This window comes from Gardnerella vaginalis 1500E (assembly GCF_000263595.1).
Classification (GTDB): domain Bacteria; phylum Actinomycetota; class Actinomycetes; order Actinomycetales; family Bifidobacteriaceae; genus Bifidobacterium; species Bifidobacterium vaginale_E.
In genome coordinates this window covers 45,517-70,746 of sequence record NZ_ADES01000012.1, presented here as the reverse complement: position 1 = coordinate 70,746, position 25,230 = coordinate 45,517, and the positions used below count along the sequence as shown (strand labels likewise).

The window sequence follows — 25,230 nt, the reverse complement described above, 5'->3', positions numbered from 1 at the left end:
TATCCCGAACAAAAGAACGACGCTTTGACTTAATCCAGCGGGAAAGCTTCTCTCGATTCTGGTTGAAGAAACAGGATCTATTCGTTTTGATAACAATCGTGTAGTCTTTGCAGAAATACTACAAAGTAATTCAAAGATAGAAGCTATGCGATTACTTGGGAAAGTTGCCGAAGCAGTTATCGTAAGAAACTGCATAGATGATCCACAGCTAAATCGAACATGGATTTCTAAAGCACGCAAGAATCGTACTAGTCAAAGAATTGCTGACACTTTTCATGCAATTGGAACCGGACTAAACTCGACAAAAAAGAGATATCCTCACAAATATAGTCCTTCTGATCCACAGCGCGATATCATATGGATCAACAACGAGGGAGAATGTGCATTGGTATCTTGAGGACAATTTGCAGCAGGTTCTGTACCAAAATCTGAAGTTAGAATAATTCATTGAGGACGACGCTATCATTTATGCTGACAAATAACGGCACAAAATGTAAAATATTAGAAGTATTGTAAACAGTGATTTTTGGCTTATGAACTTAAAGGAAATTTAATATGAAAGAGGCTATATTCGATGCAAAAAAGAACAGTTGATTGATATTTTGACGGAAGAGTTTTCCGCCATTAAGGGCAAGGATTGGTTTTACGTAGGACGACTTATGTGGTGCAGTGGGGATTAGCAGATAAACCTACAGTTCAATTGAAACGAAGAGAAGAAAAAATGTCATGGAATGTGTTTTTGTCTTTGATTATGTTTTACTCAAACAACGAGAATGCGGTACCCATTATAGATAGGATTGGTGCTTTTTCTGATGATTTAAAGAGTGCATTTAACATCGGTAAAAGATAGGAAGAGATATCATAAGGTCGGGAGGATGAAATGACAAAACAGTATAGGCTCATGCCAAATGAAGCAATTATACTTAAAGAAGTTAGCGTGGCACATGGTGGAGTATGGGCAATATATACAGATGAGCTGATGCTTACAAATCTGAATATCGTTTGCATGAACAAGGGAACTTTCGGAAATGTAAAAAACATCTTTCAGTACCCCTTGAGCCAAATCAAGAAATACAACGGTAAACCTCAGGCTATCATGGGTAAACTATCAAATGGGACTCCATCGCTTGAGGTGTATTTTGTCAACGGTGAAGTAGAATCTTTTAATTTTCAGTTAGGTAATAAAAAGAAGATTAATCAATGGATTGATGCCATAAACAAATTGGTCGGTGGCGGCACCGTTGATCAAGATTTTTCCTCTGATGAAGATGATGATGAGGAGGATGATGATGAGGATACTTTTATCGGGGCATTTAAAGAAGCGGGTGATCAGTTTAAAGATGCTGCTGCTGAACTTTTTGGAGCCTTTGGATTTAAGCCAGGGAAAAAGAAAAGTGCTTCAACTTCTCAAGGTGTCGAGAGGGTGGGCAAAAAATGTGTTTCCTGTTCTGCTTCACTCATTGGAAATAGAGGACAGGTAGTTAAATGCAAATACTGTGATACAGAGCAGGCACTATAAGCAGGATTGGAGGACATTTACATGGGAATTGTCAGAGCGTTTACAGGTGCGATAGGTGGAACATTCGCAGACCAATGGAAAGATATTATTACGGCTGGTGCGTTTGATGAACATGTTGTTGTTTCTCCCGGCGTGTTAAAATCTTCGAACAACGGAAGAGGCACAAATTTCTATGGATCAGACGGAATTATTTCTAATGGTTCAAAAATATATGTACCAGAGAATACAGCTGCTTTTATCTTTAGTCAGTCAGGCATTGAAGAAATCATAACAAAAGCCGGTGGATATGAATATCAGAACGGTCAAGAGAGCGTTTTTAATGGAGACGGGATAAAGAAAGCAATATTTGGACAAATCAAAAACCGAGTAGGATATGGCGGCATTTCCGCCGACTATAAACAGATAGCATTTGTCAATCTGCGAGAGATAAGAGATATAAAATTCGGCACAAAGGGTGCTCAGGTTTATAACGATATTTTTTACGGGACGGACTTGGAGATTTTTGCATGTGGCTCATTTACAATTAAAATCATCGACCCGGTTAAATTTATTAGAAACTATGTACCTGCTAATGTCACATTCTATACTTTTGATGATAAGAAGGTACGCTCTCAAATTCTTGCCGAGTTTTTGCAGTCGTTCACGGTTGCGCTGAACTCGCTTTCAAATAAATACCGTATTTCCCAACTTCCTTCTCAGTCGACAGCGATTGCACAGATAGTTGCAAACGATGCTTATAATGCAGGAACATGGGAGGATAGATTCGGCTTCAAGATTGTTCAAGTAGCCATTGAAAACATTGAATTTACTGAGGATTCGAGAGAACTTGTAAAACAGTATTCCTCTAACAAGATGAATCTAAAGGCCTATGATGATGTGTCACAGAGAGCATCTAATGTCGCTGCACAGCAAAAAATTGCTCAAGGAATACAGGATAATGGACTTGGGAATATGGGTGGCATGGTATTTGGCATGAATATGGTTCAGGGGCTTACAAATACAGCTGAACAAAAACCTGCTGCTGGGTCTTCATTTGATGATCAGATAGCGAATCTCAAGAAGTTAAAAGAACTCCTTGATGCTGGTATTCTTACACAGGACGAATTTAACGTTAAGAAAAAAGAAATAATGGGACTTTAATAAGTGATGGAAGAAGCTCCTCTCTCCGGAAAGAGACGGGTGCGAGGAGCTTTTTATATTCATCTTTCGATGGTAATGCACAGCTGCAGGAAAAAAATATCTGGCTGATCCCAAGTCAGGCACTTGTCTGTGTTTCAAGACGGGCGATGAGTCTATTTTGAAGAGAACGCCGGAGTAGGATGATTTCTATCACCTGATGAACGGCAAGTTCTGTGGAGAGGTGTTGGATGTCATCAGTCGCTATGTCTATACGTCGCTACAGGGAGGCTCCATCATGCATGGGTGGACAAATGATGAGCGCATGATGATTCCCTGCTGTAAGGACGGCACTCGGCCTGTGATTTTCAAAATCGAGTGGATCGATATTCCAGAGACTAACGAGGAACAGGAATGGATGGAAAAGCAGAACTTTAAGAACAGTGTTGATGATGCTTGTGAAGGATTAGGAGGGAGCTTCTTGAAAGTAGTTCTTATTAACGGAAGCCCGCGAAAGGGCTAGAATACAACAAAACTACTTGAAAGGCCATGGAGGGCGCGGCAGCAGCAAGTGCAGAGACAGAGATCACCAACATTTATGACAAGCCGTTCAAGGGCTGCGTCTCCTGCTTCGCGTGTAAGGTGAAGAACAGTAAATGCAATGGTCTCTGCGCTTATCGGGACGAACTGCGTCCACTGTTAGAGAAGGCTCGATTGCGATGTTAGATGAGCTTGAGCATAAAGTTGTACTTGTGTATGGCGTGATGTCGAATAGTATATTTCATTGATTAGAAACTAAAACTGAGTTTGTACAATATACTGATTAGACAACACATAATGAAGAAAAAATAATTTTGTTTCATTATGTCGTGAATGTTGTGACATTTTATAAAAATAAAATTTCCTAACCGAGATAAGAAATAACAGGTGTAAGCTAACTATAGATAATGCTTGCAAATAGGAGAAAAGTAAAGAATTTATATGAGCTTATTGAAAATAGCTTAAAAATCTCACGTGGAGAGTGTCGCATTGATGACACGGGTCGAAGTGAAATAGGCTCGAAAGCACTTGAAAATAAGACACTTTTCGGCTTACAGCTCCGCGAAAAAAGAAGGAGTTAAAGGCACTTATGAAGTAATCCGGGAAATGATAAGGTTGCTGAAAATCTCAGCGAAGGAGAACGGAATTTTATCGCGTTCCTGTACTTATATCATCGCTACGCGGCAGCCAAACTGAGATAGATTCTGGCAAGGACAAAATCGTGGTTATCGATTATCCGGTTTCCAGCATGGACTCCAGTGCGTTCTTTATCGTGATCGCTTTGGTGCGCGAGATGCTTGGCGTTTGCAGAAACAATGTCCGGTTGGAAGACTACGAATATAAAGGAAAGTATATACAGCAGATATTCATCCTGACACATAATGTGTTCTTCCACAGTGAGATCACATACAATCAGGTGAAGCATTATCTGTATGTGTACTTCTTCAAAGTGAACAAGAAGAACAACGTTTAGACCGTAGAGAAATGCGTCATTGAGGCCACAAAGGTTTCTGAGAAGGATAGAAAAACTTCAATCCGGTTCAGAACTCCTATGCAGCCCTTTGGTGGGAATGTGAAACGCTGGATGCTCCGATCTCGCTCATGAATGTGATACGGAGAATCCTTGAATACTACTTCCTGCAACTGTGTGATTTCGAGAGCACGGTTCTCAGTACCACAGTGCTTGATATGATAAAGAAACAGATCATGGATGATCCTGCCAGAGGAGTTCTAGATTATATGAAATATCATCTGGCACAGGTCATGCTCTCTTACATAAACAGATCGGATGCCTTTAACGATGGTCTTCACTTCGTAGACGAGAGCATCGACCGTGAGCAGTACAGAGATGTTTTCTATTCCATCTTTGAGGTGATGAATCAAGGACAGCACTTCAGGCACATGATGGAGGAAACGGAATAAAGATACAGATCTGAGAGTTTATCTCCTGCCTTCAAATGAGCAGGCTGTATCTCTCTTACAGGAGGAATTTTTATGGTGTGGACTAAGGAAAGCGTCATTAAAAAGATGGCGGAAATCAGGGATAAGGGATTCATTCGCATACCGGATGATATGTACAGAAAAGACGATGGAATTGTCGGACAAATATTAGAGCGTGAATTTGGCGTTGCTGAAAACAATCTACATCTTGCCGATTTAGGCACATACGAACTTAAAGGCATGCGAAAGAAGAACAAAGCAAGTACACTAACGCTATTCCATAAAACCTCTACCAGTGGGTTATCTCCTAATGAAATATTTGATAGATTTAGTTATGAGAGGCCTTCTCAACGTGATGGTACTCCTAAGCGAAAACTGTTCACTACCATTCGTGGGGATAAAAGAAATAGTCTTGAATTCATTTTGCGTGGAAACGGTGAAGCAAATGTCGATTTGTATTATAGGGATGAATATTTAGCAACTTGGGATCTTACAAGTGGGAATGGTAAAATCAAGCAAGTGTTATTAGCGTTGGCTGAAACCAGAGGGGCGGCTAATTCCCAGAATGAGGAATTCCATTTTGTTGAGGCCTATATATTAAGCTCTCCAAGGAACATTTATGACGCGATTACCTCTGGTGATGTAGTAATGGATTTGTGCATTGATCAGCCTGCGGCGGATTTCAGGCAAAAGGCTCCACATGATAGAGGCCCGCACATACGAATCCCTGTAAGAAGATTGAACAGCTTATTTGAAAGCGTCGAAAAAATTATTTAGGAGGGAAAACATGAGAGAACATGATTTGGAGCTGCTTAGAGAAAAGTTAGCAGAAATAAAATCAATGGGTTGGATCAAAAACCAGCGTCCCGGCAATGCGGGTGGTGTGGGTAACACGCTTGAGGATCTTTTGGATGTCGCCGAAAATAATCTGCAACTTCCAGATTTCGGCGATTGGGAATTAAAAAGTCAGCGAGCTGAAACAGGCTCATTATTAACCTTGTTTCACAGTGAGCCGTTACCGAGAAATGCACAAATTGTTCCTCGAGTGCTTCTTCCTTTGTATGGTTGGCCACATCAAGAAGCAGGGACAATATATCCTGCTAATGAGCGAAGCTTCAGGCAGACAATTAATGCCACTGCGGTGAGTGATCGTGGGTTTAAAGTCAATATAGATTGGGGAAAGGAACGCATTTTTGTCTCTTTTGATTTTTCAATGATCGACAGTAGATATTCTGAATGGCGCGATTTTATAAGACGGGGTGTTGGAATAGGGGACATAGATCCTCATCCGTATTGGACGTTTTCGGATATTTCCAAGAAGCTCAGCATAAAATTAAATAACCTCATGTATGTAAAAGCAGAAACAAAGAGGATCAATGGGGAAGAGTTTTTTAAGTACAACGAGATTGAAGCATATGTTGATCCGACTCTTGAGAGATTCCTTTCTCTTGTTGAGGGAGGGTACATATACGTTGACTTCGATGCGAGAACTGGACATAATCATGGGACAAAATTTAGAATAAGACCTTCGGTAAAACAGATCTTTATCAACAGCATATAATCGGTTAAGTTAAAGAAGCGCCGCCTGCTACACCGCTACTAATTCGCGCAAAACGTGTAATAGACGGCGCATATATTTTGGCGTGTGATCTTTATTGCATAGGGTGAAATAAAATAAGACTAAAAATGTGCTATAATAGTCCTGAATTTAGGACGAAAGGAGACTAACATGAACAAGAAACCCATCTATCTTGATACTTACACTTTACAGCAGGACATGCGTATACGTTTACCTAAATCAATTTTAAATAATCTGTCGGTCGAAAAGGGAGTAACAAAGTTTTCGATCTTTTTAGATCAAGATAAGAAGGAATTGATTTTGCGGATTGCAGACAATAATGAGGAAGAAAAGAAATGAATCATGTAATTGAGTGTGGAGACACACTTGAATTGATAAAGAAAGTTGAGCCAGCCTCGATTGATCTCTTGGTAACATCGCCTCCATATTGGGCTAAGCGAGTATACAACGGAGAGGGAGAAATTGGATCTGAAGCAACACCTGAAGCATATGTGTCACGTCTTGCGGATTTTTTTGACGACCTTCGCCCATATTTGAAACCTGCGGCAAATATTTTTATTAATGTCGGCGATACATATTTTGGCTCAGGAGCAGGAGCTTGGAGCAAGTATTTGGATGCCGACGGCAATATTACTCAAGCGCAAAAAGATCGCAAAGAAAAATATTTCACTACAAAGCCTTTACAGCCTAAGATCAAACAAAATGGGAAGCTGTACCAGAATAAGCAACTTCTATTGATACCGTCTCGCTTTGCAATAGAAATGCAGGAACGTGGATGGCTTCTGAGGGATGATATTATCTGGCAAAAACCGAATAGAATACCCGCGAGTGTGACAGATAGACTAAACAATACTTATGAGCATGTATTTCACTTCGTGCTGAATAAGAAATACTTCTTTGATTTGGACGCAATAAAAGTTCTTGGAGCAAACGGCCGTATGAAAAATCCGGGCGATGTATGGGCAATTAATACGCAGCCGTTAAATGGGAGTCACACGGCAACATTTCCAGAACAGCTCGTTGAACAAATCGTATTATGCGGCAGTCCTAAAGGTGGGACGGTATTTGATCCATTTTTAGGAACAGGGACAACATGGATAGTGAGTGATCGACTTGAGCGTAATTGTATTGGGTTTGAAATCAATCAAGAATTCTACGATTTTGCGCAGACCAGATTTAAGAAAGAGAGGGAATATGAACAATGCCAGATGCCGATTTCATAAAAATCGATAATACGCGTTTATGCGACTGCAAAAAGGGCTTTTTATCTTGTATTGAAGCAAGAGACTGGATGAAAAATCAAATAGGTGTATGGCAGTTTATGTACGAACCACGAGATATTCGAGACAGAAATGTACACCCAGCTGTATTTCCTATCGCGATGGCTAAGCGTGTTATTGAGCAATTCACACATAAAGGAGAACTTGTATTAGATCCATTTGTCGGTTCAGGAACAACGCTGCTTGCTGCTCAGGATTTAGATAGAAATGCAGTGGGCTTTGACTTAAAGCAGGAATATGTAGATTTATCTAATTCGCGTGTAGAAGAGCCGCCAGCTGACCGTCATTGCAAACAAATTGCAGTTTGTGATGATGCAAGGAATATAGTTAATCGGATTGTGCGCGGAACAGTGAAATTGGCATTTACCTCGCCTCCCTACGCTAATATTCTTAATAGAGAACGGAAAAACAAAAGCCGTCGGGGTGACCTCAGAAAGAACAAGCAATTTTGCAAAGTTGAACAATATAGTCAAGATCCAAGAAATTTAGGAACACTTGAGGTAGACGCTTTTGAAGCGGCCATGTCAGAGATTTTCAAACAGATGATGCCGGTATTTGATGAAAAGGCTCATATTCTTATAAACATAACAGATGCATGGATTGATAGGAAACGTGTTCCTATTCACATTAATGTTGTAAATGCATTGCGCGCAGCGGGCTATGAGTTTAGAAACACTATCATCTGGGATAGAAGAAACCTTGTTAATAAAATAGGTATATTTGGATGGCCGAGTAGCTACATAACTATGGGCACAACTTTTTCGAGTATATTCTTGATTTCGCAATCCCCGTTGAACCTAAGAAATCCCGTGCAAAGAAAAAAGAGGAGTGATTTCAAAAGGTCAATTTTCTGGAGGTTTAAGATATGGCAAACGAGCTGCAGACGTTGTCGCTGCTTTTTCAAAATAGAATATTTGGGATACCGGACTATCAGCGCGGTTATGCGTGACTGCAGCGGCAGTTAGTGGACTTCTGGGAGGATTTGATAAACCTCCAGCCTGACCGCTTTCACTACACCGGTCTCCTGTCACTGAAGCCGCTGAAAAGTAAGGAAACTGTCAGCTGGGAGAGGACTTGTGTCTGGTTGAGAATGGCTACAAGCCTTGCCATATCGTTGATGTGCAACAGCGTATTACATCATTCGCACGTTTTGTTAATCAATCGTGGCCTTTGCTGTTGAACGTGATGGCAAACCAAAATATTTCAACAGCCTTGCCAAAGATGAGCAAGATTTAATTAGTAATACAAAGCTTACAATTTATGTGTGTGAAGGAACGCTTTCGGAAATTGAAGTATGGTTTGAAACTATTAATATTGCCGGCGTTCCACTAGTGAAACAAGAACTAAGAAATGCGGCTTATCATGGTAGTTTTGTAACGCTTGCTAAGGAAGAATTTTCAAATACTTCTAATTCTAAGATGAATATGTGGCAAACCTATGTGAAAGGCGATCCTAAAAGTCAAGCAATTCTTGAAACAGCTCTCGACTGTGTGAGTGATGGGAAAATTGACGATTATATGGCTCAACATAGAAACGATACAGATATTAAACAGTTGAAAAACCACTTCGATACTGTAATAGATTGGACAGATTCAATATTTGACTATACTGTAAGTGAAATGTGCGGCCAAGAATGGGGAAGGCTGTACTATACGTATCATAAAAATGCCTATAGTAAGGCTCAGATTGCAGAACGAGTATATGCACTTTTGGAAGATTCTCAAGTTCAAAATAAACGTTGTGTTATTGAGTATGTACTTGGTGGATAATCTGACAAAACTCTTCTTAACATACGAGTATTTGACGAGAAAATAAAAAAGCAAGTGTATGCTCGCCAAACGTAAGCTGCTAAAGAAAAAAGATATATCAAATTGTCCGCTTTATGCTTTGGGTAGTGACAACAATTCCAAACGTATCTATAAATTGAGCGAAATGGACGCAGATCATGTAACAGCTTGAAGCAAAGGTGGTGCAACGGACGAGTCAAATTTCCAAATGCTTTGCAAAACGCATAATAGAACTAAAGGCAATAAGTAACAAATTATATTTCGCTCACAATGTGAAGCGATATAAAACACGTTACAGCCTTTTTGATATTTCTATCGTTAAAAAGTGCATCCAATATCCATAGTGTGCACTTGAAAAAAGTGTAGCTATACTAGGAGTTCTCTCAATCCATGTAGAGAGTGTTTGCTTGATGTCGAGGGCTTAATAGGTGGGTGTTTTTTTGCCCTTGTACAGCAGGGCTTTACAGGGTCTAACGTTAAAAGGTTTAATTAGTGGCAGCTTTAGGCTGGTTCGGTGCGGTTTTTGGGTGCGATTTTACCGTTTTTATGCTGAGCATCATTCAAATACGTATAATTATGTGATTAAAAACACCAAAATACGTATAATAATGTGATTAAATACAACAAAACATATATAATAATGTGATACGTTAAGACATAACGCAAAATATAACAGAATAACCGCAGAATTGTTGCAAACACAGCAACATAGCAACGCAACAACATAGCAATGTAATTGCGCGTAGAAACAGCCAAACACTAATACAGCCAGTCTCAAATGAATCGCGCATTAGTTGTTTGAGTTGTTAACAATGTTTTCTATATTTCTGCCTGAGTAGAAGATACGAATAACTTATCAACATCGTTAGCACTATACGATTTTCCTGTCGAAAGTGAATCGATGCCTTTTTGCAATTCTGCATCTAGTTCAGTTCGAGTTAAATTACCTAAAGCAAGCGGTTTTTCTTGCTTATTAGTTGGCAGGCGGAGTTCAAAAGGTAAGCCATTTTGTAAAACGATTTGGCTATACAGCATTTGTATTGCTGAAGATGGTGAAATCCCAAGTTGGTTCAAGATGCTTTCAGCGTCTTCTTTAAGATTTGTATCGATTCTTGCATATACAGCATTCGTATTTGTCATTGTGTTCGCGTCCTTTCTGACCTTATTTTACAAAATGCTTGCAAGCATATGCAAGCAGTTGAAAGCAAAAGTTTAATCACTATTAAAATTATAACTTTCCGTAGTTGTGTTTTCGGATTCAAAATCAAGCTATTAAGCAGGTTTTAAACCTTTTAACTATTACCTTTTTCTATCGTTAAAGCGTGCACTCATTTTGCCACACATCTGTTTATGTATGGAATAAAATCCTGTAGATTATCGGATGATTTTTAGTTACAATCATTTTATAGTCTGCATATCTGCATTCTTGTCCATAATTTACATCCCGTCAGTTTTATTAAACTCAAAGATGATTTGTACTCCGAGATGAATAAATATTTGGCGGATGATAGTGAAGCATGATGGTGAAGAACAGAGTGAAGATTGAGCATGAGAATCGTAGCCGCAATTAGGTAAAGATTAAGTTGTAGAGGAGGCGTAAAATGAAGCATATTAAGCATTATGCTTTTTTGACTGTGGTAGTTTGCCTTATGTCACTTATTTCAGGTTGTAAGAATCAGAATAATTTTAGCGATAATAATAGAGAAGTAAAAACAGAAAATCAAAAGTCTGAAAGGAATAAAAGACACTCAGAAAATTCTGCAAGGAATGAAAAGCACTCAGAAAATAATGAAGATGTTGACTGGAAAGAGGTAAGTAAAAATGGTGTTGATGAAACTTTGCTCATAAAAAACATAGATGAAAAGGTTCTCACATATGTGGCTAAACAGTTACAAAATCTATGCGACGAGATTGGTGAAAAGGGGGTCAAAGATAAATACTATCGGCTGACAGGATGGTATAACGATGTAGTATATTCTAAGCAATACAAGAGTGTTGTGTCGTTGGGTAAAAAAGCAATGAAACCATTGTTCCTAATAATATATAAAAGCAAACAGGCTGGAATGTATGAATGGGTTTGTAGTAAAGCGTTAGATGAAATATCTGGTTTTGATTTCTCGGGATTAAATAATGGTGCAGGATGGAGTAATTCTAGAGAATTTTTAAAGGCATTTACCGATAAAATTATTGAACAAAAAATTAGCAAACAAAAAAATTAGCAACTCTCTGTTTACAACTGTCTTGGACGCTTACTGGCAAGGTGAGACTGAGTATTACCAAATCTCTTATTTGATGGCTAGTGAAGAGACTCGTAGTAATTTTAGACTGGTCTCTTGCGGTTTTTAGATGCAATTTTTGCTTTTTTTAAACAAGAGTATAGTGTTGTCAAATTTGTCAAATAAGCTATTTGATTTGTGTAGTTTGTAATGAATTATTTAAGTTGGATATCGATTTGAAGGTAGTTATGCGAGTTTGCATGTAAGCAGCTATGCAAGTTTGCGTTATTTTGCAAGAGTTTTGTGGGAGAGATGGTTGCTGTGAAGTCAATTTTTAGCAAGAATAATATTTTTATTCGTATGAGATCTATTAGTCCTGCATTGCGATGGGCGCTGGTTGGCTTCTGTTTTTCTATGCTCGGCAATCAAGCGTATGAAGGATCGGTTTTGCCTTCGATTATTATTGTGGGCTTGCCGGCTTGGGTGATTGGTTTTCGTAAGACTTTTATGACGGTTGCCGATTTTCTTTCGCCATGCTCTGGTTGGATTGTTGATAAGCTTGGCGGTTTTCGCGCTCTTGCTATGACTGAAGGCGTAGAAGGCGTGCTCAGTTTGCTACCGCTTCTTATGTTTGGCTCTTCTGCGTGGAAGTGGTCGCTTGTAGCTCTTTCTTGCGCATTGTTGATTACAGGTCAAGTGATTGATATTGCTAGCGAAGTTTTCGAGGTTGATGCTGCCGGCGGCGATGACGGCATGATTGTAAACTACAGTGGCATTGTAAGCGTTTTGGCGAGTGTTACAGGAACCTTGCTCGGCTCTCCGCTTGGATCTTGGATTGCAAGCTGGTCGATTCCTGCGGTTTTGGTTTTCTCGTCCGTGACTTCTTTTGCGGCTTGCGCTACGCGATTTATTATGAAGCAAGATATATCGCGAGCATCTTGCGAAGAAGAGGAAGTGCAGCAAGATGTAGAGAATGAATCGCAAGCGATTAGTGAAGAAGGAGAAGTATCGCAAGTATCGCAAGAAAATGACGTTGATTCCAAATCTACATCCAATAAATCTGCAGCTAAGCAATCTGCGAATCCATCGCTCAAGAGTAAAATCATGCTTCTTGCTGGATCTCTTTTGGTTGCTTTTATTCCTGCATGCTCCGTTTCCTATATCCTGCTCGGTATCGGTAAGCAATATGGCTCTCAATCTTTAACAATGCTGTATATTTTCACTGGCGTAGGAAGCGTGCTCGCGTCCGTTTTATATGCGCACTCGTCTCAAAAACTCGGTTTAAGAAAAGTTGCGATTTTGGGTATTATTGTGAGCTTGCTTGCTTATTGCCTTATGTTTATTAATCTTTTGCCAATGATGTGCTTTGCATTCTTACTTGAAGCGATTGGTGGAATGTTATTGGTAGAGCCGATTATTGTTGCGCGTCAGATTCTGTTTAAAGGAAGTGCGCTCGCTAAGTTTTCTGGTTTGGCGCGTCTCGCGTTTGCGATTGGTGCTACTAGCGGATCTTGGATTGGATTTGCATTCTCGTCTACGTTCCAATGGCAGCTTTTGCCTATACTTGCGCTGATTTTCACAGCAGGATTGCTTGTTGTTTTGCCGCAGTTGCCAAACATGAGCTACGCAGATTAGATGATTTGCATATATATGCACACTTATGTATAATCTGTAAAAAATAAAAATAAAAAATCTTGCGAGTATGAATACAAATAAAAGAGTATAAAATATTCTGCACAAACCAAATTACAGGAGACTCTCATGCACAAGATTATTCAAAAGTGGAATAACATTGACCTTATTCTGCGTATTGTTATTGGTCTTTTTCTAGGCGCTGCACTTGGCATTTTTGTGCCAGCTCACGTTTATGTGCTAGATCTTATGGGAAAGCTGTTTGTGAGCGCACTTAAATCCGTTGCGCCTATCTTGGTATTTTGCCTTGTGATTGGTGCGCTTGCAAAAGCAAAAAGTGTTGGAAACATGAAGCTTGTAATCGTGTTGTATGCACTTTCTACGTTTATTGCAAGCCTTATAGCTGTATGTGCAGCCATGATTTTCCCTGTTGACTTCACTTTTGCTCATGTTGCAGCAGCGTCTTCGCCGTCTCCTCAAGGAATCGGCGAAGTTCTTAATTCTCTTGTGCTAAATATTGTTGTAAACCCTGTAGATGCTCTTGCTAAGGGAAACTTTATTGGTATTTTATTCTGGGCAATCGCGTTTGGTGTAGCACTTCGCTTGGCTGAGCCTTCTACTAAAGCATTCTTTGACAACGTTTCGTCTGCTATTGGAAAAATTGTTCACTGGATTATTAACGCAGCACCTTTTGGCATTATGGGTCTTGTTTATACAACAGTGGCAAGCAATGGTCTTCGTATTTTTAGTGAATACGGTTCCGTTATTGCCTTGTTAGTAGGCACTATGGCTGTTGTTGCTTTGATTGTAAATCCTATTTTTGTTTTTGTGCTTACTGGCAAGAATCCGTATCCTCTTGTATTGAGAACATTGCGCGATTCTGGAGTTACAGCGTTCTTTATGCGTTCTTCTGCTGCAAATATTCCTGTAAATATGAATTTGTGCGAAAAACTCGGTTTTAATAAAGACAATTACTCTGTTTCTATACCACTTGGATCAACCATTAATATGAGTGGTGCTGCTATAACGATTTCGATTATGGCTTTATGTGCTGCTCACACTCTTGGGATTTACGTTGATATTCCAACAGCTGTGATTTTGTCTGCGCTTTCTGCAGTTTCCGCTGCAGGCGCATCTGGTGTAGCAGGTGGTTCGCTTTTGCTCATACCTCTTGCATGCTCGTCGTTTGGTATTTCAAATGATATTGCTATGCAAGTAGTTGCTATTGGCCTTATTATTGGCGTTTTGCAGGATTCTTTCGAAACTGCACTTAACTCTTCCACAGATGTTCTCTTTACGGCAGTTGGCGAATATCGCATGTGGCAGCGTGCGGGTCTTAAGTTTAAGATGGGCAAAGACCACGAACCAGTGCAACTTAAAAAGTAGCTGTTGTAGCTGTTGTAGCGGTTGCATCTGTTATTAAGTATTATTATTAGTGCGCGTTCTTACGTTCTTACGTTTTAGATCGCGCACTTTTGCTATGTTTTGCGAGGTGTTATTGTAAATGAATCTAGCAGATGTTCAAATAAAAGAGTACGAAAAATATAATGGCGAAGATATTTTAAGACTATATGATTCTGTTGGTTGGTCTTCGTATACAGATGATTTAGTTGCTTTAGAAAATGGCTTTAACAATTCGCTCAAGGTTTTAGCTGCGTATAAAAATGACGAGCTGGTTGGAATTGCTAGAGCTGTTGGCGATGGATACACTGTTGTTCTTATTCAGGATATTCTTGTTTTGCCAGAGTATCAAAGGCAGGGAATAGGCTCTGCTTTGTTAAAGGCGATTGTGGATTGTTATCCTAATGTTCGTCAAATTCAATTAACCACGGATTGTACTGAAAAAACTATTGCTTTTTATAAATCTGCTGGTTTTATTGAGTTATCAGAAATCGAGTGCTGCGGTTTTATAAAAGACAGAGCATTATAGCGTATTATGCTTTAGGGAAGTGGTAGGTTGTGTTTGCAGGAATGCTGCGGTTTATCCACGCGTTTGCTGCGATTATACTTCCGCTTCCTATTGTGGTTTCTCCGCCTAAGATTGTTGCGTTCGCGTAAATTACAACATTATTTCCAATATTTGGATGCCGCTTTCCGCCTTTTACAGGATTCCCATCCTCGTCTAGCGCAAAACTTTTTGCACCCAGCGTTACGCCTTGGTAAAGCTTAACATGCTCGCCGATTACAGTTGTTTCGCCGATTACAATGCCAGTTCCGTGATCAATGCAAAAATATGCGCCAATTTTTGCTCCTGGATGAATGTCAATTCCAGTTTTTCTGTGTGCATATTCGCTCATAAGTCTAGGAATTAGCGGTACGTTAAGTTCGTAGAGTGCGTGAGCTGTGCGGTGAATAAGCATTGCATAAAAACCTGGGTATGCGAGTGTGACTTCTACTTTGCTTGTGCAAGCAGGATCGCCTTCATACATGGCTTGAATATCTGTTAAAAGTAACTTTTTAATTGTAGGAAGAGTATTTATAAATTGATTGCAAGTTTCTCGAATTTTAACTGCGTCGTTTGTGTAGGATTGAAGTTCGTGGAATATAATGCGTTCTATAGTGTCCAAAGCGTTTGAAGTAACAGTATTCAAACTAATATTGAGTTGCGTAGTATCGTTGCTTAAATTGCGCACATGCAACTCAGGCAAAAGTAGAGACTGAGTCGCATGTATGAGTGCAATAATATTGCGGTAATTAGGTATGAATGTAGCTTGCCTTATGTCTGAATCGTGAATTGAGTTGAGTTGATTTATAAGGTCAAGGCGATCACTCATACATTTCTCCTATTATTCTCTTGCTTGTTTTATTCGAGTGTTCGAAAGTGCGCTTGTAAATCTACTAAAAACGCACTTTCAAAACATCATTTATTATTATCATTATTGCATAGCATTATTCTGCAAACAAAGGCGTTGACAAGTAGCGATCTCCGGAATCTGGAAGTATTGCAACGATGGTTTTGCCAGCGTTTTCTTCTCTTTTTGCTTCTTGAATTGCTGTCCAAACTGCTGCTCCGGAAGAAATACCTACGAGGACGCCTTCTTTTTTGCTTATAAGCTTGCCGTTTTCGATTGCGTCTTCATTCGTTACGTGAACAATGCGATCATAAATGTTTTGGTTGAGGACGTCCGGCACGAATCCTGCGCCGATTCCTTGAATCTTGTGTGCTCCTGGCTTGCCGCCTGCGAGCACAGGGGAGTCGGCTGGTTCTACTGCGATTACTTCCAGATGCGGATTTTGTTCCTTTAAATAAGTGCCAGTACCGGTGATTGTGCCGCCTGTTCCAACGCCAGCAATGAGAATATCCACGTTTCCGTCAGTGTCTTGCCAAATTTCTGGACCGGTTGTTTTGTAGTGCGCGTGCACGTTTGCTTGATTAGTAAACTGTCCTGGAGTCCACGCGTTTGGCGTGTTTTCAACGATTTCCTTTGCTTTGGCAATTGCGCCTTTCATTCCATCTTTAGCTGGTGTGAGCACGAGTTCGGAGCCGTATGCTTTCATAAGTTTTCGGCGTTCAATAGACATGCTTTCTGGCATAACAATAATGCTTTTGTATCCTTTTGTTTGAGCAATCATTGAAAGACCGATGCCAGTATTTCCAGAAGTTGGCTCAACAATTACTGAGCCTGGTTTAAGCGTGCCTGCGTTTTCTGCTTCTTCGATCATCTGTTTTGCAATGCGGTCTTTTACGGAGCCTGCTGGGTTGAAGTATTCGAGTTTTACAAGTATTTTTGCTGCTAGATTGTACTCTTTTTCAATGTGAGTAAGCTCCAGAAGTGGAGTGTGGCCTACGAGTTCTTGCACGGACTTGTAGATGTTAGACATAATATTTCCCCTTACTTGTTTGTTTTACTTGTTTTTTTGTTTTGTTTAATTTGATTTGTTTTTAATTTTTAAAAACAATTTTTATTAGTAAAGCGACTACCGTTTTATTAGTTGTTTCTGAAGATGCCATTTATCTGTTTAATATCTAATCCGTATTAGATTGTTATCTTTTTAAGATTTTATATTCGAATTTTGGCATAAAAAAAGAAACAGCGCGCTGTTTCTTGAATCGTAATTTGCTGTGTTTTAATGTAAATGCTTTTAACACAGGCTAGATGATGCATACTTAGTGTTTGCAAACATCATTTCGATTAAGAAATGCGCAACAGCATACGTTACAACAACAATTTGTCATCATATTTGTATGATACATGTGCACTCCTTTACTCGTCGAAATGGTGATAAGTGAAGACTATAGCGAATGGATTTGTGTTTGTCAAACTTGATTTGTGTTTGTCAAACTTTGATATGTACTCCTTTTTCTGCGCGAGTGTCTGATTTTGCCTGTTTTTGGACACTGGTGCAGTTGGCGCATTAAAGTCCTATGTTAAAGAGATAGGAGACTTGATATACTGAGTTATTACGCTAGAAAATTTAGGGTTTCAACGTTGATTTCACAGTATTCGGAGGCGTTGTTGTAAATGAATTTAACAGACGTGCAAATAAAAGAGTACAAAAAGTATAATAGCAAAGATATTCCAAGGCTGTATGATTCCGTTGGTTGGTCTGCGTACACAGATGATTTAGTTGCTTTGGAAAATGGTTTTAATAATTCGCTCAAGGTTTTAGCTGCTTATAAAAATGATGAGCTAGTTGGCATTATTAGGGCTGTTGGTGACGGGTACACGGTTGTTTTTTATTCAGGATATTCTCGTTTTGCCTGAGTACCAAAGGCAGGGGATAGGGTCTGCTTTGTTAAAAGCGATTGTGGATTATTATCCTAACGTTCGTCAAATTCAGTTGACTACGGATTGCACTGAAAAAACTATTGCTTTTTATAAGTCAGCTGGTTTTATTGAGTTTTCAGAAATTGATTGCTGCGGTTTTATAAAAGGGAGATGACATGAATGTAAAATATGGTAGCGTATTTACAAATCCAGAAGTTTTAAACAGACTCGCGCGAATAGAACAATCTCCCCAAATACAAGGAAAATTAAGCGCTTTAAAAGAAGGCGTAAAAAATAATTCTTTTGATCCAGTTCGTCTAATTCCATTAATACCGGTAGTAATGGTTTTAGGCGCTTTGTATAACTATTTTCCAAATATTGATTACTCTCGTTACAAATATTATTTGCTAATAGTAGTTGTTTTTGTTGTTTGCTTTGCAGGTAAGTTTTTTGTAAATAATAAGGTTGATGTAGATGCCCTATATTCGGATAATGTTTTAACGCCGATTTTGAATGCGATTCTGCCTGGAACAGTATTAAACAATTCCGAAGGAATGGACAGTAGTATTTTTAATAATCTTCTGCCAATATCTAGTAGGTATTATTCAAGTAAACACATAATTTTTGGCGATGAATTTAAAACTGAATTTTCAAATATGCAAGCAATCCACTTTTCTAGAAGCGAAAGTGGAAAAAGTGTTAAAAAAACGGATTTTATTGGGCAAGTCTTATTAATAAACTCAAAAACCAACATAAATGGCCACATTAGAATCGTCCCCGTTACTGGAAAGAGCTTTATGGGGCAAAAACTAAATGGATACTATGGTAGAAAAACAAAAGAGGAGAGCGAAGTTCAAACAGAATCCATTGACTTTAATAACTCGTATTCAATCTTCTCTACAGACGATTTTTATACAAAACTGGTATTAGATCCAAGTTTTATAGAAATATTGAATAATTTGCAAAAAAGAATGCGAGTTTGCTTATACCTAGATGGTGAGCATATTATTGCGGCTTTTGACTCTGGTTGGTATTTATTCGGTGCTCCAGGAGAATCTGGAGTAGAAAACTTATCTTTAATAAGAGAATATGAAAGATTTAGAGATGTTTTGGCTGAGTATTACGAAATAATTAACTTAATTAGAGAGAAATTACAAAAGTAAAAATTGCAAAAGTAGAAATTACAAAAGTAGAAACTAGTAAATTGCAATACTAGCGAATTGAAAAATTAGAAAATACTAGAACTAAAGGAGACATTATGGGTGACTTTATGGATAAGAACACTGTGCTAATTTGTGTTGCAATAGTGCTTGTAGTGCTTATTGCCTGGTTTATTGGCACGTTAAATAGGCTAAGAAAATATAGGGTGATTATAGAAGAGTCGCAGAAAAACGTTGATATTGCGCTCGCCAAAAGATACGATACGATTTGCCAAATGCTTAAAGTTGCGCAGTCGTTTGCAAAGTATGAAAAAACAACATTAGTGGATTTGGTTAGTTTAAGAGAGGGATTGGGTTCAGCGGATTCTAGTTCGGTAATCAAAAATCAGAATCATGCAATAGGGAAGATTTTTGCTTTGGCGGAAGCTTATCCGGAATTAAAGTCTTCTGAACAATTTTTGAACTTGCAGGAAGAAATAAACGACGAAAATGAGCAGCTTGCGGCGGCAAAAAGAATCGTCAATAGTAATATCAGCACGCTTAATCAAAATATTGTTACATTCCCAGTTTCGCTTATTGCAAACTTAAGCGGAATAAAGCAGATGGATTTTCTTAGCGAGGATGATTTAAACGATAAGAAGAATATTGACAGCATATTGAGTTAGATGGAATATTGAGCTGGGTAGTGTATGAAGTGGCCAATCGTTGTAAATTTGCATCGATTGGCCACTTTGTGATTGGCTGTCTGTTGGTTTGCATATGTGCCCAGTGAAGAAAATTGCCGCAAACAGCAAAAATCTTCATTTCGATTGGCTACTTTGTGATTTTCGTGTACTAATGCGTGTATTTGTGTATAGGATTGAGTTACTTGTAGGATGGAGCTGATCTTATGAAGGAGCTGATTGTATGGCAGAATATGATTTGCCGATTTTAGAGTATGATTCCGATAAAAGTGCGGTTATTATGCCAAATCACGATAATATTTCTGTTAAGCTTCCATCTAAAGCGGTTTTTGCTTTCTTAGGCGATGAAATCGATCAGTATGCTTTAAGCAGGAAAGCTACGATTGTAGCAAATTTTGAATCTGCAACTAAAGTATATCCAATATATGTTTTGGAAGAGAAAGTAGAGAAAAAAGTAAAGGAAGATGCAAGCAGTGAAGTAGAAGAAGAAACGCAAAAAATCTGCTTAGTACAGGCTCCAGTTGGCGCTCCTGCTGCTGTTCAGATCTTAGATTGGTTGATTTCTTACGGCGTTAGGGAAGTTGTTAGTGCTGGTTCTTGTGGGTCGCTAGTTGATTATGCGGAAAATGTTTTTCTGGTTCCGTATAAAGCTTTAAGGGATGAGGGGACTTCTTATCATTATTTGCCTCCAAGTCGTTATGTTGATGTTTCAGAGCGCTCGAGACGTGCTATTTTGCAAACTTTGCAAGCGCATAATTTGCCTTATCATGAAGTTAAAACGTGGACTACGGATGGGTTCTTCCGTGAAACTAAGGGGAAAGTTTCCAGTCGTAAGCAGGAGGGATGCGCGGTTGTTGAAATGGAGTGTTCTGCTTTAGCGGCGTGTGCACAAATGCGTGAGATTGTTTGGGGTGAGATCCTTTACACTGCAGATACTTTGCACGATGTTGAAAATTATGATGAGCGCAATTGGGGCGGGGATTCTAAAGCGTATGCGCTTGAGCTTTGTATTGAAGCGGTGTTGCGTATTTGATTTGATTTTTTTTTTAACTCTATGCTTATTATTTCTAGCAAGCATTACGTATAAGTGTGTTTAAGCATTTATAGGTGTTATCAAGCAGATAAGCATGACCAATCAGGATAAGTATGATAGTGTAGCTTTCAATGCTTTGTAGCGAGCGAATCGGCAAAATGGAAACGAAAATGCTAGCTGCGAAAATGCTATTAGCGAAAAATAGTAAAAATAGCAAGAATAGCAAATAGATATAAAGGAAGTGAGAGGTAGCGAGAATGAACAAAACTGACAATACAGCAAATCAGCAATCGCCCGCGAATCAGCAATCATCCAAACTACATCCAGACGTAAAAAATTACGTAAAACTATTTTTCAAGGAAAACAAACTTGTAGCTTTTCTTTCGATGATAGTTTTTATTGCCTTGTCTATGATTTACACTGCTATTTCTTGGATTTTGCAAATTATTTTCGACTATATGGCAGGCAAAGGATCCTTCTCTTTAACTACTATTTTGCTGCTTGTCGTTTCATTTATGCTTTCAATCTCCCTGATTTTCGCGTTGAAGCGCAGTGCGTATCCTCGCTTTCTTGAAAAAGCAATGAATCAGTATAAAGAGTCTGTTATTAAGAAGCTTTTAAAAAAGAGTTATAGTGATTTTTCGCTTGCGAATTCCGGCACGTATCTTTCTGTTCTTACTAATGATTGCGAGCGTATTCAAGAAAAGTATTTGAAGAAGATTTTTGACTTTGTTCAAGACGTTCTTATGCTTGTAAGTTCGCTGGCTCTTATGATTTATTATAGTCCATTGCTCACTGTTATTGCTCTTATTATTTCTGTGCTTCCAATGGCGTGCTCGATTCTTACAGCTAACGGAATTGCCACTCGCGAGGAGCAGGTTTCTAAGTCTAACGAGTCTTATACAGCCTTAACGAAGGATGTTTTGAACGGCGTTTCGGTTATTAAGAGTTTTAAGGCGGAGCAGGAGGTTATTAACCGTTATCAGAATCAGTCGATGGAGCTTGAGCATACGAAGAATCTTCGCGAAAAAACGATGACTACTGTTTCTGCTCTTGGTACTATTTCAAGTCTTGGAACTCAGCTTGGCGTGATGCTTATTGGTGCTTGGATGGTTAACGCTCATATTGGTGTTATTACTGCTGGAATGGTGTTAGCTTTCACTAATTTGATGAATGGCGTGCTTCAGCCTATTGCAACTCTTCCGCAAATGCTTGGCGAGATGAAGGGCGCTAAGAAGCTTATTAGCAAGATGGCTGATTATATGAGTAACGCTAAGGAAGATTCTGGCGAGATCATTGACGATTCTATTAAAAGCGTTGTTTTGCGCGATGTTTCGTACGCTTATGACGCGGATCATAAAGTATTGAAAAATGTAAATCTAACTTTGCAAGCTGGAAAATCTTATGCAATAGTAGGACCTTCTGGAGCTGGTAAGAGTAGTTTAATCAATCTGCTTATGGGCTACTACAAGGATTATGAAGGTAGTGTGAAGTTGGATAATCACGAGCTTAGCAATGTGAGCAAGAGTTCTCTTTACGATAAGACTACTCTTATGCAGCAGTCTGTGTTTATGTTTGATGCTTCGATTTTAGATAATATTACGCTTTTTAAGCCGTTCCCGAATGCGGAAGTGGATTGCGTGATTCACCTGGCTGGTTTGGATGATTTGATTGCTGCTAAAGGCAAGGATTATCAGTGCGGCGAGAACGGCGGTCATCTTTCTGGCGGCGAAAAGCAGCGTATTGCTATTGCGCGAAGCTTGCTAAAAAAGTCCGAGATTCTGCTGGTTGATGAGGCAACGAGCGCGTTAGATAACGAGACGAGCGCGAATGTAACGCAATCTATCTTGGATTTGCAAGGAATTCTTCGACTCGTGGTAACTCACCGCTTGGATGCTAATTCGCTTAAGCAATATGATGAGATTCTTGTGATGAAAAGCGGCGAGCTTATTGAGCGCGGAAGCTTTGAGGATCTTATGAATCAGAAAGCTTACTTCTACTCGCTTTACACTGTGTCTATGTGAGGCTGTGGTGTGGATTGTTGCAATGCGCTGTGCAATTTAGTGCAATAGATTCTGAGCCAGTGTTAGTAGCCATTAAGTGCGAATTTGCAGTAGTTGGCTACTTTGTTGGTTTAGGCATTTGCAGCGATTGTCTGATTTTTGGTTATTTTGCGCCATTGTTGAGTTCTTCTCTTAAGTTTCGCATTGATTCTTCAAAAGATAATGTGCGATTGTTGTTAAAATCAGCCTCGCTTTGAGATAGTGACCTGTATAGTTCATATTTGCTTATGAACTTGTTGAATAAGTCGATGCTCATTACGGCTAAGTCTCCGCGACCGTTTTTTGTAATGAAAACTGGTTCTTTTGTTTCGTGGCAGAATGTTGATATTTCGTTGTAGTTATTGCGTAAATCTGTGCTTGATTTAATAGTTGGCATAGTGCGTGTCCTTTGAGATGATTGTTATTTTATTGCTTTGGTGGGGTTGTCTATTTTTATTATTTTTTTTTTGAATTATCTTATCTAGTTTTGTTTTATGTGCATAAATAAATTATTAAATCAGTCTAATGTAATCTAAAGATATTATATGATTATTTCTTTAGATTATTGCCTTTATAGTTTCGATTTTTGTAATTCTAGTAGCCATTAAGTGCAAATTTGCAGCGATTGTATAGTTTTTGGGGTTTGGGTACTTTGGAGTTTGGGAACTTTGAAGTCTTCTATTGGCTGATTTGTGTTTAGTTACTTTGAGATTTGTTTGCGTATTTGATACGTTTATGCTGATGCTACATATGAAATCAGCGTAAACATGTCATAAAGTATTGCTGTGTGGTAATCACAGAATTCTATTAGCGTAAATCTTGATAGTAATCGTGATAGTAATCGTGATGGTAATGGGATAATGAAATTTATATAATTCATCCAATCGTGCTAATATAAGTTACAATATATGCACGAAAGGACGGTGAGTGTTATCGCTACATTATTAAATGCTAATAGCAGCAATATGCTTACTTTAAAAGAAGCAAAATCTTGCGGACTGTCAAAATATAAGTTTTATAAATTCGTTAAAGATAATGAACTAGAACAGTTAAGCGGTGGAATATACGCGTCTAAATACTCCTGGGTAGATGAGTTGCTTCTTATTCATAAGCGTTCGCCGTCCGCTGTTTTTTCTCACGACGAAGCTTTCTTTTATCATGGATTGGTTGATATGGAGCCAATTACTCACACTATTACTGTTTACAGTGGTTTTAATGCTCACCGACTGAAAGCGTCGTGCAATGTGAAAGTTTATAGCGTAAAAAAGGAATTGCTTGAAGTTGGAAAGATTTTAGTCACGGATAATCTCGGTAATAAAGTGCCAATGTATAATCTTGAAAGAACTGTTTGTGACGCGTTTAGAAGCAGAAATTTAATTGAGATTCAAGAATTTAATACAATCTTAAAATCTTATATTGCTAGACCAGACAAAGATCTCAATTTGTTGATGGAATATGCGAAACTTTTTAGAGTAAACAATGTTGTTCGCAAGTATTTTGAGGTGTTACTATAAGTGGGTTTAACGGATGCACAAATAAGAGGTAGAATCAAAAACCTCGCAGAACAAAATAGCGCAGATCCTCGCGTGCTAATGCGTCTTTACATGATGGAACGCTACTTAGAGCGTGTGTCAGTTTCAAAATATCGCAACAATTTTATTGTAAAAGGCGGTGTTCTAGTAACGTCTTTGCTTGGTATTTCTATGCGATCCACTATGGATATAGATACGACTATTCAAAATTATGATTTGTCTCTTGAGAATACGAAAAAAATGATTGAGGATATATCTCGTATAGACATAGACGATGGAGTTGATTTTACTATTAAAAGCGTAATGAAGATTATGGATGATATGGAATATCCAGGTATTCGTTTTGCGCTTGATTCGCGTATTGGAAGAATGATAACGCCAATAAAAATTGATGTTTCTACTGGAGCTACTATTACACCACGCGCAATTGAGTATGACTATAAGCTGATGTTGGAAGACCGTTCTATTTCTATTCTTTCTTACAATATTGAAACAGTGTTTGCGGAAAAGCTACAAACCATTTTATCGCGCGGAATTCTTAATACGCGTATGAGAGATTTTTATGATGTTCACGTGCTGCTTGTTTCACATAAGAAAGAGGTTGATAGGGAGATTCTTAAGCGTGCTTTTCATGCAACTTGTGAAAATCGTAAAACTGAAAATATTATAGATAATCTTAAATCTATTTATGAAAGTATTGCTTGTGATGAAAGACTTTCTTTATTGTGGTTGTCATATCAGCGTAAATATTCTTATGCTAAAGACATTGATTTTAGCAGTGTGTTACTAAGTTTGGATGTGTTGTTGAAATTGGTTGAATAGAATTTTGCATTGAAATACTTGAAGTGATTGCTGGCTTTTCTAAATCATTGGGAGACGTGCGATAGTTCCCAATCGTTGTAAATTTGCAGCGATTGGCCACTTTTCTGCAATGCGACCTGCTTTTTCGCTACATTTTAAGG

At 38.7% G+C, this 25,230-nt stretch carries 25 protein-coding genes and 2 pseudogenes; 23 read left to right on the top strand and 4 right to left on the bottom strand.

What is annotated here, in order from left to right; translation table 11 throughout:
• Positions 1–901: 901 nt before the first annotated feature.
• The 12 genes and pseudogenes from CGSMWGV1500E_RS02455 to CGSMWGV1500E_RS06540 form a co-directional block, all read left to right on the top strand.
• Complete coding sequence (locus tag CGSMWGV1500E_RS02455; RefSeq protein WP_230455190.1) at positions 902–1,519, top strand: hypothetical protein; 618 nt, start codon at positions 902–904, stop codon at positions 1,517–1,519.
• A gap of 21 nt (positions 1,520–1,540) precedes the next feature.
• Positions 1,541–2,659, top strand: coding sequence for an SPFH domain-containing protein (locus tag CGSMWGV1500E_RS02460; protein WP_004128427.1), 1,119 nt, complete (start codon positions 1,541–1,543; stop codon positions 2,657–2,659).
• Positions 2,660–2,855: 196 nt separating this feature from the next.
• Positions 2,856–3,158 carry a TIGR04076 family protein gene (locus CGSMWGV1500E_RS06265; protein WP_230455189.1) on the top strand — a complete coding sequence of 101 codons (303 nt, stop codon included), beginning with the start codon at positions 2,856–2,858 and terminating at the stop codon, positions 3,156–3,158.
• Between the two features lie 684 nt (positions 3,159–3,842).
• Positions 3,843–4,148 (top strand): AAA family ATPase, encoded by a 306-nt coding sequence (locus tag CGSMWGV1500E_RS06545; RefSeq protein ID WP_080572226.1) that lies wholly within the window; start codon positions 3,843–3,845, stop codon positions 4,146–4,148.
• A 233-nt stretch (positions 4,149–4,381) separates the two neighbouring features.
• Positions 4,382–4,597: a hypothetical protein gene (locus CGSMWGV1500E_RS02470; RefSeq protein WP_155114866.1), complete on the top strand. Its 216-nt coding sequence runs from the start codon at positions 4,382–4,384 to the stop codon at positions 4,595–4,597.
• Between the two features lie 72 nt (positions 4,598–4,669).
• On the top strand, positions 4,670–5,392 hold the full coding sequence (locus CGSMWGV1500E_RS02475; RefSeq protein WP_004128419.1) for an MvaI/BcnI family restriction endonuclease: 723 nt from the start codon (positions 4,670–4,672) through the stop codon (positions 5,390–5,392).
• Between the two features lie 10 nt (positions 5,393–5,402).
• The gene (locus tag CGSMWGV1500E_RS02480) at positions 5,403–6,176 is read left to right on the top strand and encodes an MvaI/BcnI family restriction endonuclease (protein WP_004128416.1); all 774 of its coding nucleotides are present in this window, start codon (positions 5,403–5,405) and stop codon (positions 6,174–6,176) included.
• Between the two features lie 168 nt (positions 6,177–6,344).
• Positions 6,345–6,533 carry a hypothetical protein gene (locus CGSMWGV1500E_RS02485; protein ID WP_004128413.1) on the top strand — a complete coding sequence of 63 codons (189 nt, stop codon included), beginning with the start codon at positions 6,345–6,347 and terminating at the stop codon, positions 6,531–6,533.
• Positions 6,530–7,417, top strand: coding sequence for a DNA-methyltransferase (locus tag CGSMWGV1500E_RS02490; protein WP_004128410.1), 888 nt, complete (start codon positions 6,530–6,532; stop codon positions 7,415–7,417). Before CGSMWGV1500E_RS02485 ends, CGSMWGV1500E_RS02490 begins: the two co-directional genes overlap by 4 nt.
• Positions 7,396–8,439, top strand: coding sequence for a DNA methyltransferase (locus tag CGSMWGV1500E_RS02495; protein WP_004128403.1), 1,044 nt, complete (start codon positions 7,396–7,398; stop codon positions 8,437–8,439). Before CGSMWGV1500E_RS02490 ends, CGSMWGV1500E_RS02495 begins: the two co-directional genes overlap by 22 nt.
• A 198-nt stretch (positions 8,440–8,637) precedes the next feature.
• Positions 8,638–9,243: a hypothetical protein gene (locus CGSMWGV1500E_RS02500; protein WP_004128400.1), complete on the top strand. Its 606-nt coding sequence runs from the start codon at positions 8,638–8,640 to the stop codon at positions 9,241–9,243.
• Positions 9,244–9,466: 223 nt separating this feature from the next.
• Positions 9,467–9,511 (top strand): annotated as a pseudogene (locus CGSMWGV1500E_RS06540) (hypothetical protein); the annotation flags it as partial.
• Positions 9,512–10,080: 569 nt separating this feature from the next.
• On the opposite strand, the gene CGSMWGV1500E_RS02505 reads toward CGSMWGV1500E_RS06540, so the two are convergent.
• The gene (locus CGSMWGV1500E_RS02505; RefSeq protein WP_004128397.1) at positions 10,081–10,401 is read right to left on the bottom strand and encodes a type II toxin-antitoxin system RelB/DinJ family antitoxin; all 321 of its coding nucleotides are present in this window, start codon (positions 10,399–10,401) and stop codon (positions 10,081–10,083) included.
• Between the two features lie 461 nt (positions 10,402–10,862).
• Here CGSMWGV1500E_RS02505 and CGSMWGV1500E_RS02510 point away from each other — a divergent pair, with 461 nt between their 5' ends.
• The 4 genes from CGSMWGV1500E_RS02510 to CGSMWGV1500E_RS02525 all read left to right on the top strand — a co-directional run bounded on the left by CGSMWGV1500E_RS02510 (position 10,863) and on the right by CGSMWGV1500E_RS02525 (position 15,039).
• The gene (locus CGSMWGV1500E_RS02510; protein WP_004128396.1) at positions 10,863–11,480 is read left to right on the top strand and encodes a hypothetical protein; all 618 of its coding nucleotides are present in this window, start codon (positions 10,863–10,865) and stop codon (positions 11,478–11,480) included.
• 309 nt (positions 11,481–11,789) lie between these two features.
• Positions 11,790–13,112 (top strand): MFS transporter, encoded by a 1,323-nt coding sequence (locus CGSMWGV1500E_RS02515; RefSeq protein ID WP_004128394.1) that lies wholly within the window; start codon positions 11,790–11,792, stop codon positions 13,110–13,112.
• A gap of 126 nt (positions 13,113–13,238) precedes the next feature.
• The gene (sstT, locus tag CGSMWGV1500E_RS02520) at positions 13,239–14,495 is read left to right on the top strand and encodes a serine/threonine transporter SstT (protein ID WP_004128392.1); all 1,257 of its coding nucleotides are present in this window, start codon (positions 13,239–13,241) and stop codon (positions 14,493–14,495) included.
• Between the two features lie 118 nt (positions 14,496–14,613).
• A complete protein-coding gene (locus CGSMWGV1500E_RS02525; RefSeq protein ID WP_004128389.1) occupies positions 14,614–15,039 on the top strand; it encodes a GNAT family N-acetyltransferase in 426 nt (141 codons plus the stop codon).
• A 4-nt stretch (positions 15,040–15,043) separates the two neighbouring features.
• On the opposite strand, the gene epsC is transcribed toward CGSMWGV1500E_RS02525, so the two are convergent.
• Positions 15,044–15,883 carry a serine O-acetyltransferase EpsC gene (epsC, locus tag CGSMWGV1500E_RS02530; RefSeq protein ID WP_004128386.1) on the bottom strand — a complete coding sequence of 280 codons (840 nt, stop codon included), beginning with the start codon at positions 15,881–15,883 and terminating at the stop codon, positions 15,044–15,046.
• A gap of 115 nt (positions 15,884–15,998) precedes the next feature.
• The gene (gene cysK / locus CGSMWGV1500E_RS02535; RefSeq protein WP_004128383.1) at positions 15,999–16,931 is read right to left on the bottom strand and encodes a cysteine synthase A; all 933 of its coding nucleotides are present in this window, start codon (positions 16,929–16,931) and stop codon (positions 15,999–16,001) included.
• A 641-nt stretch (positions 16,932–17,572) separates the two neighbouring features.
• Between cysK and CGSMWGV1500E_RS0106065 the strand changes: the two are divergent.
• The 5 genes and pseudogenes from CGSMWGV1500E_RS0106065 to CGSMWGV1500E_RS02555 all read left to right on the top strand — a co-directional run bounded on the left by CGSMWGV1500E_RS0106065 (position 17,573) and on the right by CGSMWGV1500E_RS02555 (position 22,718).
• Positions 17,573–17,993: pseudogene (locus tag CGSMWGV1500E_RS0106065) on the top strand (GNAT family N-acetyltransferase).
• 1 nt (position 17,994) lies between these two features.
• Positions 17,995–18,981, top strand: coding sequence for a DUF3137 domain-containing protein (locus CGSMWGV1500E_RS02540; protein WP_004128376.1), 987 nt, complete (start codon positions 17,995–17,997; stop codon positions 18,979–18,981).
• Positions 18,982–19,076: 95 nt separating this feature from the next.
• Entirely contained in the window at positions 19,077–19,643 is a 567-nt protein-coding gene (locus CGSMWGV1500E_RS02545; protein WP_004128374.1) for a LemA family protein, read from the top strand.
• 241 nt (positions 19,644–19,884) lie between these two features.
• Entirely contained in the window at positions 19,885–20,694 is an 810-nt protein-coding gene (locus tag CGSMWGV1500E_RS02550; RefSeq protein ID WP_004128371.1) for a nucleoside phosphorylase, read from the top strand.
• Between the two features lie 257 nt (positions 20,695–20,951).
• On the top strand, positions 20,952–22,718 hold the full coding sequence (locus CGSMWGV1500E_RS02555; protein ID WP_004128369.1) for an ABC transporter ATP-binding protein: 1,767 nt from the start codon (positions 20,952–20,954) through the stop codon (positions 22,716–22,718).
• A 142-nt stretch (positions 22,719–22,860) separates the two neighbouring features.
• On the opposite strand, the gene CGSMWGV1500E_RS06245 is transcribed toward CGSMWGV1500E_RS02555, so the two are convergent.
• A complete protein-coding gene (locus tag CGSMWGV1500E_RS06245; protein WP_004128366.1) occupies positions 22,861–23,133 on the bottom strand; it encodes a type II toxin-antitoxin system Phd/YefM family antitoxin in 273 nt (90 codons plus the stop codon).
• Between the two features lie 568 nt (positions 23,134–23,701).
• On the opposite strand from CGSMWGV1500E_RS06245, the gene CGSMWGV1500E_RS02565 reads away from it, so the two are divergent.
• Together CGSMWGV1500E_RS02565 and CGSMWGV1500E_RS02570 are read left to right on the top strand one after the other, a co-directional pair.
• Positions 23,702–24,250 carry a type IV toxin-antitoxin system AbiEi family antitoxin domain-containing protein gene (locus CGSMWGV1500E_RS02565; protein WP_230455188.1) on the top strand — a complete coding sequence of 183 codons (549 nt, stop codon included), beginning with the start codon at positions 23,702–23,704 and terminating at the stop codon, positions 24,248–24,250.
• Positions 24,251–25,090 carry a nucleotidyl transferase AbiEii/AbiGii toxin family protein gene (locus tag CGSMWGV1500E_RS02570; protein ID WP_004128360.1) on the top strand — a complete coding sequence of 280 codons (840 nt, stop codon included), beginning with the start codon at positions 24,251–24,253 and terminating at the stop codon, positions 25,088–25,090.
• The last annotated feature ends 140 nt before the right edge of the window (positions 25,091–25,230 follow it).